We start from the raw sequence: 15,268 nt of genomic DNA on the forward strand, positions 1-15,268 counted from the left end.
CCAGCGCCGATGGTACTTGGACCGCAGGGTCCTGGGAGAGTAGGACGTCGCCAAGCAAAAGAAAGAAGGACCATGATCTCCTTGAGATTGTGGTTTTTTTTTGTATATTACGTTCCAGAACCTTATATGTAATCTCTAATCTGCTATTTTCCAAGCGGGTTATTTTTTATAAAAGGGTCGACTTCATTTCTGGAAACGCTTAATTATAAAGGATGTCCTCCCTGCGAGTACACTTGTTTGTACAGGGGAATACTAAAAGTTATGGCTGCTGGGGAAGGCTTGACACCCCTATACCGCTTTGCTAAGATTGCAATAATATATTTTCAGAGAGCCTTGATTTGTCCATGTCGGACAGACAACAAGACCAATACAGACTAAACAATTTGAAGGAGGATCATCTTGGTGTGGGAAGATAAATTCGGTAAGGAAGGCCTTACCTTTGACGATGTTTTGCTGGTACCTCGCAAGTCGGTGGTTCTGCCGAAAGAAGTAAGTGTAGCGACCCGTTTGAGTGATAACATAAAGCTGAATATTCCTTTGATGAGTGCTGGTATGGATACTGTTACTGAGGCAGTTTTGGCAATTGCTATGGCTCGTGAAGGCGGTATCGGTATTATTCATAAGAATATGTCGATCGAACAGCAAGCAGTAGAGGTAGATAGAGTAAAACGTTCAGAGAGCGGTGTTATCACCAATCCATTTTCATTGACTCCAGATCACTTGGTATCCGATGCTGAAGCTGTTATGGGTAAATATCGTATTTCTGGCGTACCTGTTGTAAACGAGGAAAATAAGCTGGTGGGTATTATTACGAACCGCGATCTTCGTTTTATTCACGATTTTAATCTTAAAATTAGTGAAGTTATGACGAAGGAAAATCTGGTAACTGCACCTGTAGGTACGACCTTGCAGGAAGCTGAAGGCATTTTGCAAAAGCATAAAATTGAAAAGCTTCCTTTGGTCGATGATGAAAATTACCTCAAAGGGCTTATCACTATTAAAGATATTGAGAAGGCTATTCAATTTCCAAACGCAGCGAAAGATGCACAAGGGCGTCTTCTGGTCGGTGCGGCTGTAGGTATTTCCAAAGATACGTTTGATCGGACTGAAGCACTCGTAAATGCAGGTGTGGATCTGATTGTTGTGGATTCTGCTCACGGTCATCATATTAACATTATTGAAGCGGTTCGCAAATTGCGTGATGCTTATCCTGATCTGACAATTGTAGCAGGTAATGTGGCTACTGGTGACGGAACGCGTGAACTGATTGAAGCGGGGGCTTCGGTTGTAAAAGTCGGCATTGGTCCAGGCTCTATCTGTACAACGCGCGTGATCGCCGGAATCGGTGTTCCGCAAGTAACAGCTATTTATGATTGTGCGACAGTAGCACGGGAATATAATATTCCGATTATTGCAGACGGTGGCATTAAATATTCCGGTGAAATTACGAAGGCCATTGCGGCGGGAGCTTCTGCGGTAATGCTGGGTAGTCTTTTTGCTGGTACGGAAGAAAGTCCAGGCGAATCCGAGATTTATCAAGGACGTCGTTTTAAAGTATATCGTGGTATGGGTTCCATGGCTGCGATGAAGCAAGGAAGTAAGGATCGTTATTTCCAAGATGATGATAAGAAATTGGTACCGGAAGGCATTGAAGGACGTGTCGCTTATAAAGGGCCACTTTCCGATACAGTTCATCAGCTGTTGGGCGGTCTTCGTTCCGGTATGGGATATTGCGGTACTGCTAATATCGAGGAGCTTCGTAATGATACGAGCTTTATCCGTATTACGGGTGCAGGCCTACGTGAAAGCCATCCGCATGATGTGCAAATTACGAAAGAAGCACCAAACTATTCATTATAAAGTTCGACTGTAGCAGACTTGACGACAGGCAGGGCGTATTTCGCTCTGCCTGTCTTTTTTTAGAGATACCCCTGTGATAGAATAGACAAGTGTCTGCCTTTTACAAATGGGTTGATGAAGTAAGGACACCTTAGGACATAAGGCTTACTTAGTACCTGCTCATTCCAGGATAAGAGCAGAGAATGTTGATCATTGGCTCCAACTGACGAAACAAAGCGGAAATTCAATACATTAATTACATTGGCCTAGTAGAGGCTTTATCCACCGTTTCGTTATATATAGCGGATCGGGTTGAGGTACGAGAGGAGTTTGTATTCATTTGAAAGCGAACAATCATAAACAAAATAAGAAACGCAGCATGATGAAAAAGAGCGTAACAGCAGTCATGGTGCTTAATATGATGTACATGTCAGCATTGCCGGTTGTGGGCAATCTTGATCCGTCTGTAGCTACGTTTGCCGCCGGAGCGACAACAGAGGCGGTCAATATTACGGGGACAGGCTCTGTTAAGCCACCTAGTCTGGCGCTGCGCTCGGCTATCTTGATTGAGCCTTCCACAGGGCAGGTATTGCTGTCTATGAACCCGGATGAGCCGCTCCCACCAGCAAGTATGACCAAAATGATGACAGAGTACCTCGTAGCGGAGCAGGTCAAGCAAGGGAAACTCAAATGGACGGATAAGGTTACGGTTCAAGAGAATGCTGCCAAGAGCATCGGATCACGTATTTTTCTAGCTCAAGGTGATCAACATACGGTAGAAGAGCTGTATATTGCCATGGCGGTAGGCTCTGCTAATGATGCAACGGTAGCTCTTGCCGAGCGTGTGTCTGGAACCGAGCAGGACTTTGTAAAATTGATGAATGAAACAGCTCAGAAAATGGGCATGAAAAATACGTATTTCATCAACTCTACAGGGTTAGACCGTGGCGATATGCCTAAAGGGTTTCAACCGGATACCGATCGTGAAACCGTAATGACAGCGAGAGATGCGGCTACACTGGCTGGTAACATTATTAAGGATCACCCAGACTATACACGGTTTACGACAATTCAATCGTACAAGTTCCGCCCGACGGACAAGGCGCCGATTATTAACTACAACTGGATGTTAGAAGCAAACAAGAATATAACCAATTTTAAAAAGTTTGCTTATCCTGGTCTGGATGGAATGAAAACAGGTCATACGGCTAATGCAGGCAACTGCTTTACTGGAACAGCTGAACGCAACGGAATGCGTCTCATTAGTGTAGTTATGGGGGCTGACTCCGATGCGCACCGTTTTACAGAGACTGCTAAAGTATTGAACTATGGTTTTGATAATTTTGAAGTGAAGCAGGTTGTGGCTCCAAAGACGGTAGTTAAGGGTGCCGAAAATGTGCCTGTCTCCAAAGGCACAGAAACTGAAGTACCTGTTGTGACCAAAGATGCAGTAAGCTTTGTCGTACCTAAGGGTGCGGGCAATCCTAAAGTGACGTTTACAACCAATATTACACCGGAAAGCTCGCTCGTAGCGCCTTTGAAGCAAGGGGCAAAAGTCGGAACGATTAGCTATACGTACAAAACGGATGGTGTGGAAAAAGGTCAGGTGAAAACCGTTGACCTGGTAACTACGACGGCTGTAGAAGAGGCTGGCTGGTTCCGTATGCTTTTCCGGGCAATTGGTAACTTCTTCGGTGATTTGTTCCAGGGCATTAAAAACCTGTTCTAATCGTCTGATTACCAGACCGATAGAGCTGAGGATTCTTGCTCTGCCTTACGTATTTTGCTGATTGAAATGATTGTGTATTTGGCGTCTGTGCGGTAAAATATTAAGTTAGAATCTAAACGTAACCCTTACAGGAGGAAACGACATGGAAACGGGAACTTCACGTGTAAAAAGAGGTATGGCAGAGATGCAAAAAGGCGGCGTAATCATGGATGTCATGAACGCTGAACAGGCTAAAATTGCAGAGGCGGCAGGAGCTACAGCGGTAATGGCTCTTGAACGGGTGCCTTCAGATATCCGTGCAGCTGGCGGGGTTGCCCGTATGGCTGACCCAACGATTGTGGAAGAGGTCATGAAGGTGGTCTCTATTCCCGTTATGGCTAAGGCTCGTATCGGCCATTTTGTGGAGGCGAAGGTGCTGGAATCTCTGGGTGTTGACTATCTCGACGAGAGCGAAGTGCTGACGCCTGCGGATGAAGTTTTCCATATCGATAAGCGGGAGTTTACCGTTCCATTCGTTTGCGGAGCCAAGGATCTGGGAGAAGCACTGCGTCGCATCGGCGAAGGGGCGTCCATGATTCGTACAAAGGGTGAGCCTGGAACCGGAAATATTGTCGAAGCTGTTCGTCATATGCGTTTTATTAATGGCCAAATTCGCAAGGTGCAAAACCTGTCGAAGGACGAGCTGTATGCAGAAGCGAAAAACCTTGGCGTTGCTTACGAATTGTTGCTGGAAGTGCATGAGCACGGCAAGCTGCCAGTGGTCAACTTTGCTGCGGGCGGTGTAGCAACACCTGCCGATGCGGCATTGATGATGCATTTGGGCGCTGATGGTGTCTTCGTCGGTTCTGGTATCTTCAAATCCGATAGCCCTGAGAAATTTGCACGTGCCATCGTGGAAGCGACTACTCATTATACGGACTACAAGCTGATTGCAGAAGTGTCCAAGAATCTAGGCGCTCCAATGAAGGGCATTGAAATTTCCAAGCTGGCACCGCATGAACGCATGCAGGATCGTGGTTGGTAAGAAGGAAGGGACAGGCATGAAAATAGGAGTTCTGTCGCTGCAAGGCGCTGTGGCTGAGCATATACGAAGCGTTGAACGTGCGGGTGCAGAAGGTGTGGCGGTGAAAAAGATCGAGCAGCTCGATGAGCTGTCCGGTCTTATCATTCCCGGCGGTGAAAGTACGACGATAGGCAAGCTGATGCGCAAGTATGACTTTATTGATGCCATACGCCAGTTTTCCGATCAAGGCAAGCCTATATTCGGCACTTGTGCGGGATTGATCGTGCTGGCCAAAACGGTTCAAGGACAGGAAGAAGCGCATCTGGGACTGATGGATATTACGGTGTCACGTAATGCTTTTGGTCGCCAGCGGGAAAGCTTTGAAACAGACTTGGACATTAAAGGGATTGAGGAACCGGTTCGTGCTGTGTTTATACGCGCGCCATTAATACAGTCTGTTGGATCGGGAGTAGATGTGCTGTCTGAGTATAACGGCGAGATCGTGGCGGCCCGTCAGGGTCATTTGCTGGCGTCATCCTTCCATCCGGAATTAACGGACGATTACCGATTGCATCAGTATTTTGTGGATATGGTCCGCGAATAGCGGAAAGTCAGGTTTGTAGTGTAGGAGGGATTACCTGTGTTAGATATAAAGATTTTACGTAATGAGCTTGATCGGGTTGAAAAAGCTTTGCAAAATAGGGGCAAATCTCTGGATCTGATAAATGGTTTTACGGATCTGGATGTGCGTCGTCGTGAGCTGCTCCAGGAAAGTGAAGCGCTCAAAAATCGCCGAAATGTCGTATCCGGTGAAGTAGCCAAGTTGAAGAAGAATAAAGAAAATGCGGATGATCTTATTGCTGAAATGCGTCAGGTTTCCGACCGTATTAAAGAACTGGATGAGCAAGTGCGCGAGCTGGAGGCCCAGATCGACGAGTTGGTGATGTCCATTCCGAATATCCCCAATGAGTCGGTGCCTGTAGGTGCTTCGGAGGAGGATAATGTAGAGATTCGTCGCTGGTCGGAGCCACGCGAGTTTTCTTTTACGCCAAAAGCACATTGGGAGCTGGCACAGGAGCTGGATATTCTTGATTTTGAGGCGGCAGCAAAGGTGACGGGTTCCCGTTTTACGTTCTACAAAGGACTGGGGGCACGTCTGGAGCGTGCGCTGATTAACTTTATGATGGATCTGCATAGCAGTGAGCATGGTTATGAAGAAATGCTGCCTCCATACATTGTGAACCGGGATAGCCTGTATGGCACGGGACAGCTTCCGAAGTTTGAAGAGGATTTGTTCAAGCTGCGCGATACCGAGTATTATCTCATTCCTACGGCTGAAGTTCCGGTAACGAACTATCACCGCGAAGAGATTATGAACGCGGATCAGCTTCCCAAAAATTATGTGGCATACAGCTCTTGCTTCCGCTCTGAGGCAGGATCGGCAGGACGGGATACACGTGGTTTGATCCGTCAGCATCAATTCAATAAGGTAGAGATGCTCAAGCTGGTTCACCCGGAGACCTCCTATGAGGAACTGGAGAAAATGACGAATCATGCAGAGCGGGTTTTACAACTGCTGGGACTTCCATATCGTGTGCTGGCACTTTGCACAGGGGATATGGGCTTCACGTCTGCCAAAACGTATGATCTGGAAGTGTGGCTGCCTGAAAGTGGCATGTACCGCGAGATTTCTTCTTGTTCGAATACAGAAGATTTCCAGGCTCGTCGTGCAAACATCCGGTTTCGGCCAGAGCCGAAAGCAAAGCCTGAATTTGTACATACACTGAACGGTTCAGGATTGGCTGTAGGACGCACAGTAGCTGCTATTTTGGAGAACTATCAGCAAGAGGACGGAAGCGTTGTTATCCCGGAAGTGCTGCGTTCGTACATGCGAGGCGCTGAGGTTATCGCTCCCAAATAGTAACCGTTGCATTCGTTTAAAGTCTGTGGTAAAATAATTTTGTTGCGCCTGAGATTATTTTAAATGGGGAGCAACTTTATCCAATTACCACCTGGAGAGGTACCGAAGCGGTCATAACGGGGCGGTCTTGAAAACCGTTAGAGTGCAAGCTCACATGGGTTCGAATCCCATCCTCTCCGCCATTATAATAAATGAGCCAAGCCATTCGAATACGATAGCTGATTCATTAGCCTTTATGTGCTGATGTTTAGAGATCGTAAAGGATGGCTTTTTTGTTGTATAAAAAGCCTGTTTTTTTCACACGTTATCAGATGTGGAGGTGCTGGCATGAATCGAGAAATGACAGTAGATCAGCAAAAGCTGGTAGAAGCCTGGCAGGAACAACTGCCGAGCCTTTTGAATTCAGGGGATAAATCACAGGTACAAGCAGATGAAGCAGACAACCGGACTATACGAATCCATATTGAGGTAGAGGGCCGACAAATGTACTCCTTTGATTTTGCATGTACTTATGTAGATTCTCGGGAAGTGCAGGTTAGCTTGGTCGATGTAGAACGGGACGGACAGTCTGTGGATGAACGAACAGATATCATTCAGCAGCTGGTGTCCGATTACACTCGACATATTCACCAGTGTGCTCAGACGTTACAGTCATTGACGCATTCGTAGTCATGAAGGAATGAGGGGGGAAGCTACATGAAAAAAGCCAAAAACGGACTGGATAAAAACCTGTCTAACATTGTGGATGATTTGGAGCAGCGTCCGGTTAACAGTCATCAGGCACAGCAAGTGCAGCAGGATCGTAATGACCGCCGTCATCAGGATGCACTTAACCATGATAAAACAGAAGACCTGCACCATCAATAGTCCTACTTTAAATGGTAATAAACGGATTTACTGAAGTATTTAAATATAGTCTGAGAACGGAGGATGCATAAATGAGCAAGCCTAAAGCCATTCCTGTTCCCGAGGCACAGGACGCCGGTGAAGGAAACGAAAAGCGTGAGCGCAATCATCAACAGGAGCCACTATCTGGTTCCAAAAAGGTGAAGCAGCGGAATCACGTAGACCATCACAACAGAGAAGGATCATAAGCAGTTAGACTTTTTGCCTAAAAATATAGTGAAGTACAGGACACCCTGGTTAAAGAACCAGGGTGTCTTTGTGCTTATTGTAAGAAAATTTTCCAATAAGTGTTTCATTGAATGTGAGTATGCGGTAAAATAGGGGGTGTGTATTTTTTTATTAGTATTATAAAAGGGGTTAATTACGAGAGGAGAGAATCTACACAATGAGTAAAAAGTTATCCGTTTTGGTACTCACTATGGTGTTGCTTTTGACGGTAGCCCTGGTAGGCTGTAGCAAGAAGTTAGAACCGAAGGAAGCTGTTACGAACGGTACGGCTAATGCAATGAAATTGACTTCTTATGAATCCAAAAGTCAATTTACGGTTAAAGATCTGACGATCACATCTGCTTCTGTTCCAAGCGAGCAAAGTGCAATGGTAACCAGTATGCTGAAAAATGCAGACATTACGCTGGATGGTGTATATCAAAAAGAACCTTTACAATCTGAAATGACGCTGGGCATTCATTTGAAAGGTGATCTTTCCACCAGCTTCACCATTCCAATGGTTATGACCAAGGATAAATTGTACGTTAAAATTCCGAACGTTCCTTTTTACCCGCTTCCACAGGACGTTATAGGCAAATTCCTGATCATTGATCCGCAGGAACTGGCTAAACAGTCTGGACAAGAATTTAACCCTGCATCAATGGATCAGGAAAAATCGCAGAAATTTGCGAATGAAGTCATTGCTGCTATTCTGGGTGAGTATGATCAAGCAACGTACTTCTTTGATATTGATCCTAAGGATGCTAAATTGCCACAAGGCATTAAAGCTAAACAAGTGGTTCAGTTTAAAATAACGAACGACAATGTGAAGCAAGCGACGAATACATTTATCACTAAGGCGCTTCCTAAAGTCCTTGATGTGATGTCTAAAGATGAGTATGCTGGTATGCTGCAAGTGAAAAAAGAAGAGTTGGCTGAAGCGAAGAAAGAACTGCAATCCAACACCAGCGAAGTTAGCAAAAAGCTGGATGAGTTGAAAAACTATTTGACTGTGAAACAGTTTGACATTAACACAGCCTTGAACAAGGATGATATTCCTATGTATCAAGACCTGAATGCGAATGTAGAAATGAATGATCCGACCACAAAAGATAACGTAAAATTGTCTGTGACTGGCTACACGCAATACAGCAAAATCAATGAAAAAGCAACATTTAAAGTGGGTATTCCAACAGGGGACCAAGTCCTGACGATCGAACAATTTCAACAAAAAATGCAAACTGTTGCTCCTTAAGTAAAGGAATGACGTGATTGTAAAGGCATTATCCATATGATGCGATGTGAAAAAAACCGCTTGGCTTAGAGCCAGGCGGTTTTTTGTCATATATGGCTCTGAGCAGATGGTGTAGCGGTCCAGGTCTGCCACACGTTATCCTCGGCTAAAAGTCCGAACATTCGATGATCCTGCCATGTCCCTTGAATTTGTACCAGCTTGCGAGCAATACCTTCAGGCTGAAAGCCGCACTTTTGCAGTACACGCTGTGAGCGCTCGTTATGCAGTAGGGTACCGGCCTGAAGACGGTGAAGCGATAGGGCGCGGAAGGCAAATTGTATGGCCAGCTTCAAAGCTGCGGTCATATGCCCTTTGCCTTGTTCGTGCTGGTCTACCATGTAGCCGATATCGGCGAATTGTCCCACGCCGCGCACAAGATTAGAAATAGAGATATACCCGATGAGACGCTCGTCCTCCAAGAGAAAGATACCGAACGAATATCCCCGATCCTCCTCTGCTTGACGCAATTTCTGACGGATATATTCCTGCTGTTCTTCCAGCGTGAAAAATGAGTCGCCGTGAAGTGGCTCGTACGGCGCATGAGACTCCCTATTTGTAAGCCTGAGGGCAAGTAAGGCTTCACTATCCGTCAGGCTAAATGGTCGCAACAAGATACCTTGAGGCGTGTTGTACAGGCTCATAGGCATGAGCTGATCTCCTTCCATGGGAAATTAGCAATGAGACGTAAATAACGGCTGACCACTGATTGTGTATAAGTAAGCGATCTAGCTCCCCTCCTCAGGATGAAGACGGTGGAGAAGGTAGCTTGGCAGCGGCTCTTTTTTGCCGGAGCTGACGGAAAAAATCCGTCAGCAGCGAGGCGCATTCCTCTTGAAGAACGCCGCTGATCACCTCAGTGCAATGATTGAATCGAGGCTCCTGTAGGAGATTCATCAGCGTGCCCGCACAGCCTGCTTTCGGATCGGTGGTGCCGTAGATCAAATAGGGAACCCGTGATTGTACAATGGCTCCGGCGCACATGGGACACGGTTCCAGAGTGACATACAGCCTGCAATCCAGCAGGCGCCAGGCCCCCAGATGCTCGCTGGCCTGACGAATAGCGACCATTTCGGCATGTGCTGTCGGGTCAGTGTTCGTCTCACGCAAGTTGTAACCGCGTCCTATGATTTCATTATCTTTTACGATGACAGCTCCGATGGGCACTTCACCCAACGCTTCTGCCTTATACGCTTCTTGAATAGCTTCTTTCATCCAATAAGCGTGATCTATCGTGGTCACTGGTAAAAATGCTCCTTTCAAATGCGAATTATCCAACGAACAAATATTCCGTTGTTAACATGATGTGAATAATTTTGTGGATAACACGACACTTATCCACAGGCTTATCCACAGTTCATAATAAAAGCTGTGTATTTGTGGACGACTTGTGGATGATTATCTTATTATATTGTAGGCAAACGTTCGCATATTGACAACTGTATACAAGCTGTGTGTATTTATGTTTATCCGGGAAATGTAAATGCTGGTATCACAGGCGGTATTACGGTATCATTGAGTTAGCAATTGCCAGTAATCGCCAGCATACGGCAAGAGGTGAGAAATCAGTGTGTCGATAAAAATCAAAATTACGATCATTTTGTCGGGGTCCGTTCTGTTCATCCTTTTGTTAAATATTGCACTCAACTATTACACGACCCACGAAAATTTAAGAAGTGACAGCGAAACGAAAATGGTTCTGACGGCCAAGACTATTGGAGGTGCCATTGAACAAGCTCAACAAAGCTGGGAGGCTGTCGACAAGCAGCTTGGATATAATTTGTGGCTCTTTGCCACGCTGGCTGCCAGCAAGCTAGGTCCTGATATCGATCATATTACGCAGGAACAACTCGAACAGATGACCAAGCGCAGCGGGGATATTGATATTTCCTTGATGGTGCGTGATGGAAAGGGGTATAAGGTCGCCAAATCGTCGAATCCGAAAGAGATCATATCTGGCGATCCGTTGACTAGCTATTGGAAAAATGCAGTTGATCAATTATATGAGCATGGACAGGCTGGATTGGTGCATGGTCAACATCTGGAACATTTTTGGACTGGAGCATTTGACTATACAGGCTCAGATGCCACCCATATTAACAAGTGGGGATTTTATTATGACCAGAAGCGCAACTATATGATCCGAATCTCCTTTCAGGACAGTGAAGTGCAAAATTTTATACCGATTCTCAACCCCGATGAAATCGTAAAGCAAACCCAACAAGTGGATTACCGCATCATGGAGATAACAGGAATTAACCCCACAACCTTCGGTGGCGCTACGATGGACAATCATGGAAACGACCGAAAATATTATTACATGTACAATAAGCCTATCCGATTCGGCACTTATCAACTAGCGAGGGTGCAGGAGGATCGTTTGGCTGTTTCCAAGGCGATTTTCTCCGGGGAGAGTATTGTACAGGACTGCTATATTAAAGGCCAACGGGTCCTCGTCAGTTACATACCATTTTATCCGGCTAACCGTGATGCCTATGTCATTCGAATTGTTATGAATTATGATACGATCTCTTCCGTTATTTATAAGCAATTAATCAGTCTGGTTGCCATTTCTATTGTTTTACTAGAGGTTGTGATCATTGGTAGTTATGTGCTGGCAAGCCTGTTTGTCCGTCCAATTCAGTCGATATTGGGAAAAGTGAACGAGATGGCCGACGGCCATTTTGACACACGGCTACAGGTTAAGGGTGGTCATGAACTTGCACAACTAGGTGAGCGCATCAATGCGATGGCCTATAATCTCGGAATGTATACACGGAGACTCGAACAGATGTATGAGGAAAACCGTTCTGTAAAAGAGCATTTAGAGTCTGTCATTAATCAGACCGCTGATGCGATTCATGTGACCGATCAGGATGAGCGTATCATTCGGGTCAATCATGCCTTTGAAGCCCTGTACGGCTGGACCAAAAAGGAATTGGTCGGACGTAAACTCCAGTTCGTACCGCCACAGCAAGAGGAAGAGTACGAATTTCAGAAGGAAAGATTGCTTCAGGGAGAGAGTATGGTGTCTATTGAGTCCATTCGAATGCGTAAGGATGGAAGTACGGTAGAGATTAGTATGAGTACATCGCCCATTCTGGATGAAGAAGGCCAAATTCTGGGATTTATCAGCGTCTCGCGGGATATTACAGGCCGCAACCGGATGGAGGAATTGCTGCGCAGATCGGAGAAGCTGACGACGGTAGGACAACTGGCGGCAGGGGTGGCGCACGAAATTCGTAATCCGCTGACCACGCTGCGCGGGTTTCTCCAGTTACAGCAGCAAAATAAAGCGCTGAATCTGAAGCATAACGATATTATGCTGTCCGAGCTGGATCGTATTAATCTGATCGTTAGCGAATTTTTAATATTGGCGAAGCCGCAGGCTGTACATTTTCAGAAAAAAGATGTGCGCTATATTGTGAGTGATGTTATTTCCTTGCTCGATAGTCAGGCGCATCTGCTGGGCATTGTGTTCAATCTTGAAGTAACGGAAGAGCCTGCCTTCGTATATGCCGAAGAAAATCAGTTAAAGCAGGTATTCATTAATTTGCTTAAAAATAGTATGGAGGCCATGAGCAAGGGTGGTACGATAACGATTCATTTGTTCTTGGAGGGAGAAAGCGTTAAAATCTTCATACGGGACCAAGGGACGGGCATTCCAGCAGAGATGCTGTCCAAGCTGGGGGAACCTTTTTTCACAAACAAAGAAACAGGTACAGGACTCGGACTTATGGTCAGCCAGCGTATTATACAGAGTCATAAAGGCACACTGGATATTGAAAGCATAGAGGGAGAGGGAACGACAGCCCTTGTGCAGCTTCCAACTGCCGAGCCTGAGCAACTGGACGGGCAGCAGAAGGAAGCGTGACAGTAGAAATGGAGGGTACACAGGTTGCGCATTAACAAGTTTATCAGCGAAACCGGTTTTTGCTCACGCCGGGAGGCGGACAAGCTGGTAGAGAGCGGCCACGTGACGATTAACGGCGAGGTGGCGGTGCTGGGCAGTCAGGCGGAGGAGGGCGACGATGTCCGTGTGAACGGCAAGCCACTCCGCGAGAAGTCTGGTCACGTATATATTGCTTTGAACAAGCCGGTGGGGATTACAAGCACGACAGAGAGCCACATTCAAGGGAATGTTGTCGACTTTGTGGGGCACTCGCAGCGGATTTTTCCAATCGGACGTCTGGATAAAGATTCGGAGGGTCTTATTTTACTTACCAATGACGGAGATATTGTGAATAAGATTTTACGGGCGGAAGGCAAGCATGAGAAGGAATATATCGTAACGGTGGATCGACCCGTCACACCATCTTTTGTGCAGGGGATGTCCACAGGTGTAAAAATACTCGGTCAGCGGACGCTCCCCTGCGAAGTGACGCGTGTATCTGAGTACGTATTCCGCATCATATTGACGGAAGGGAAAAACCGTCAGATCCGGCGCATGTGTGCTGCCTTCAGCTATGAGGTGAAGAAGCTGCAACGTCTGCGGATTATGAATATTCGATTAGGGTCGCTTCAGAGAGGCGCCTGGCGTGACCTGACAGAGACGGAGAAGCAGGAGTTAGGTGAGATGCTGAATTATACACTCAGCTAAACCTGAGGGCTTCTCACGGCTGATAGATGGCAGGGCAATGGATAGGACAAGAGGCAGAGTGGAATATCACGATGAAAAGGCACCAGCTGCATAAAAAATGCGGCGGTGCCTTTGTCTATATAACATATACATAATCAACCTTCATTCGAGCTTGAGGTAGGACTGATAACTTGTGTGCCGTTCTGATATTTACGTAGTACGGAAATTTCGACACGGCGGTTTTTGGAGCGTCCTTGACCATCCTGATTACTTGCTAGTGGACGATACTCACCATAACCGATGGATACAAATTTGGTTGGATCAAGCTGCGGATTGAGTAGCAAAATGCGCAAGAAATTCAGAGATCGTTTGGCACTCAAATCAAAGTTGGACGGAAACTGACTATTGGAAATCGGCACATTATCTGTATGACCTGATACGATAACATCATAGCCAGGAAACTGCTGGAGCATGCTGGAGATGGACTTGGCCAGCTTTCTCGCTTCCGGCTTTACCTCAGCCTGACCCGATGAAAACAAGGCGTTATCACTAATAGTTATCATGAGCTGGGATTGGTTCAGTTTTGTATTGAGCAGCGGAGTCAGGCCATTATTTTCAATATACTGATCCATTTGCTTTTTGAGCTTTTTCAAATCCTCTTCTTCCCGCTGGGCGAGTTGCTTTTGCAGTTCAGCCGTAGAAGTTGCTTTAGACTTTATAGGTTGTGTTACCTGTTCTTTATTTTTGCCCATATCTGCGGATTGTGACGATGGATTGGCGGCAGAGTGATCCAGTATGCCAGTGCCGCCACTAAAAGCCGCACTCATGGATTGAGCCATAGTTTCAAATTTTTTGGCGTCGAGTGCACTCATCCCGAATAAGACGATGAAAAGAGCTAGCAGAAGGGTCATCAAGTCGGAATAGGGCAACAGCCAGCTTTCGTCGGCATGCTCCTCGTGCGGTTCATGTCTTTTTTTACTCACCGGAATCCCCATCCTTCTTGGTCAGGGTAGCCCGTTCGGTTGGAGTCAGGAATATCGTCAGCTTCTGGCTGATCGCAATGGTGGATATACCTGATTGAATTGAGAGCAGGCCTTCGACCATCATCAATTTAAGCTCCACTTCTTTTTTGGATAACCGTTTCAGCTTATTGGACATTGGATGCCACAGGACATAACCTGTAAAAATACCAAGCAACGTCGCAATAAAGGCTGCCGCGATGGCATGAGACAGCTTGGCCATGTCACTAAGATCGGCCAGAGCGGCAATCAGACCTACGACGGCACCGAGTACCCCGAGCGTTGGAGCGTACATACCAGCCTGAGAGAAAATCAGCGCGCCGGAGCGGTGTCGATCCTCGGTAGCGTTAATGTCCTCCATTAGAACATCTCGCACGAATTCCTGATCATTACCATCAATAATCATACGCATACCACCACGCATAAAGGGATCGTCGATCTCCTCTACCTTGGATTCCAGCGCAAGCAGACCTTCGCGACGGGTAATGGATGCCCATTCGGTAAACGTGCCGATGAGCTCTTTACGGTCCAAAAGCTTTTGTTCCGTGAAAATAACCTTGAACAGCTTCGGAATGCGTTTGATTTCTTCCATCGGGAAGGCCATAAAAATACTTGCTGCCGTTCCGACAAAAATAATCATGTAAGCAGCGGGGTTGTTGACCAAGTTGATCACTGGCGCGCCTTTGAGAATCATCCCGACGACCAATGACACAATCCCGAGTACAAGTCCGATAATGGTTGAAATTTGCATGATACACCTCATCCATGAGAATA

General features: G+C 46.3%; 15 protein-coding genes and 1 tRNA gene. 12 read left to right on the top strand and 4 right to left on the bottom strand.

The features are described from left to right. Positions 1-402: 402 nt before the first annotated feature. The 10 genes from guaB to ABH897_RS26115 all read left to right on the top strand — a co-directional run bounded on the left by guaB (position 403) and on the right by ABH897_RS26115 (position 8,860). Positions 403-1,860: an IMP dehydrogenase gene (guaB, locus tag ABH897_RS26070; RefSeq protein WP_404521567.1), complete on the top strand. Its 1,458-nt coding sequence runs from the start codon at positions 403-405 to the stop codon at positions 1,858-1,860. A gap of 319 nt (positions 1,861-2,179) precedes the next feature. After that, the gene (locus ABH897_RS26075; protein WP_283654088.1) at positions 2,180-3,568 is read left to right on the top strand and encodes a D-alanyl-D-alanine carboxypeptidase family protein; all 1,389 of its coding nucleotides are present in this window, start codon (positions 2,180-2,182) and stop codon (positions 3,566-3,568) included. Positions 3,569-3,710: 142 nt separating this feature from the next. Beyond that, positions 3,711-4,592, top strand: a complete 882-nt coding sequence (pdxS, locus tag ABH897_RS26080; RefSeq protein ID WP_014279080.1) for a pyridoxal 5'-phosphate synthase lyase subunit PdxS — start codon at positions 3,711-3,713, stop codon at positions 4,590-4,592. A 16-nt stretch (positions 4,593-4,608) separates the two neighbouring features. After that, a complete protein-coding gene (gene pdxT / locus ABH897_RS26085) occupies positions 4,609-5,175 on the top strand; it encodes a pyridoxal 5'-phosphate synthase glutaminase subunit PdxT (RefSeq protein ID WP_404592893.1) in 567 nt (188 codons plus the stop codon). Between the two features lie 36 nt (positions 5,176-5,211). Then, positions 5,212-6,492: a serine--tRNA ligase gene (gene serS, locus ABH897_RS26090; RefSeq protein ID WP_404592894.1), complete on the top strand. Its 1,281-nt coding sequence runs from the start codon at positions 5,212-5,214 to the stop codon at positions 6,490-6,492. Positions 6,493-6,585: 93 nt separating this feature from the next. Further along, positions 6,586-6,674, top strand: a tRNA-Ser gene (locus ABH897_RS26095). 145 nt (positions 6,675-6,819) lie between these two features. Beyond that, entirely contained in the window at positions 6,820-7,161 is a 342-nt protein-coding gene (locus tag ABH897_RS26100) for a hypothetical protein (protein ID WP_283654090.1), read from the top strand. Positions 7,162-7,188: 27 nt separating this feature from the next. Beyond that, positions 7,189-7,359 carry a hypothetical protein gene (locus tag ABH897_RS26105; protein WP_283654091.1) on the top strand — a complete coding sequence of 57 codons (171 nt, stop codon included), beginning with the start codon at positions 7,189-7,191 and terminating at the stop codon, positions 7,357-7,359. 71 nt (positions 7,360-7,430) lie between these two features. Then, positions 7,431-7,586: a small acid-soluble spore protein P gene (locus ABH897_RS26110; protein ID WP_137061028.1), complete on the top strand. Its 156-nt coding sequence runs from the start codon at positions 7,431-7,433 to the stop codon at positions 7,584-7,586. A 197-nt stretch (positions 7,587-7,783) separates the two neighbouring features. Next, positions 7,784-8,860 (top strand): hypothetical protein, encoded by a 1,077-nt coding sequence (locus ABH897_RS26115; RefSeq protein WP_404592895.1) that lies wholly within the window; start codon positions 7,784-7,786, stop codon positions 8,858-8,860. Positions 8,861-8,946: 86 nt separating this feature from the next. Here the strand turns inward: ABH897_RS26115 and ABH897_RS26120 are convergent, their stop codons facing one another. Both ABH897_RS26120 and tadA read right to left on the bottom strand, forming a co-directional pair. Beyond that, on the bottom strand, positions 8,947-9,546 hold the full coding sequence (locus ABH897_RS26120) for a GNAT family N-acetyltransferase (protein WP_283654093.1): 600 nt from the start codon (positions 9,544-9,546) through the stop codon (positions 8,947-8,949). A 91-nt stretch (positions 9,547-9,637) separates the two neighbouring features. After that, positions 9,638-10,138, bottom strand: coding sequence for a tRNA adenosine(34) deaminase TadA (gene tadA, locus ABH897_RS26125; protein WP_283654094.1), 501 nt, complete (start codon positions 10,136-10,138; stop codon positions 9,638-9,640). A 328-nt stretch (positions 10,139-10,466) separates the two neighbouring features. Between tadA and ABH897_RS26130 the strand changes: the two genes are divergently transcribed. Next, on the top strand, positions 10,467-12,770 hold the full coding sequence (locus ABH897_RS26130; RefSeq protein WP_404592896.1) for a PAS domain S-box protein: 2,304 nt from the start codon (positions 10,467-10,469) through the stop codon (positions 12,768-12,770). Positions 12,771-12,794: 24 nt separating this feature from the next. Beyond that, entirely contained in the window at positions 12,795-13,496 is a 702-nt protein-coding gene (rluF, locus tag ABH897_RS26135) for a 23S rRNA pseudouridine(2604) synthase RluF (RefSeq protein WP_404592897.1), read from the top strand. A gap of 134 nt (positions 13,497-13,630) precedes the next feature. On the opposite strand, the gene motB is transcribed toward rluF, so the two are convergent. Further along, positions 13,631-14,458, bottom strand: a complete 828-nt coding sequence (motB, locus tag ABH897_RS26140) for a flagellar motor protein MotB (RefSeq protein ID WP_283654097.1) — start codon at positions 14,456-14,458, stop codon at positions 13,631-13,633. Next, positions 14,451-15,245, bottom strand: a complete 795-nt coding sequence (gene motA, locus ABH897_RS26145) for a flagellar motor stator protein MotA (RefSeq protein ID WP_044646838.1) — start codon at positions 15,243-15,245, stop codon at positions 14,451-14,453. The genes motB and motA overlap by 8 nt, the downstream gene beginning before the upstream one ends. Between the last annotated feature and the right edge of the window lie 23 nt (positions 15,246-15,268).

This window comes from Paenibacillus sp. RC73, from assembly GCF_044908085.1.
In the GTDB taxonomy this organism is placed as follows: Bacteria; Bacillota; Bacilli; order Paenibacillales; family Paenibacillaceae; genus Paenibacillus; species Paenibacillus terrae_A.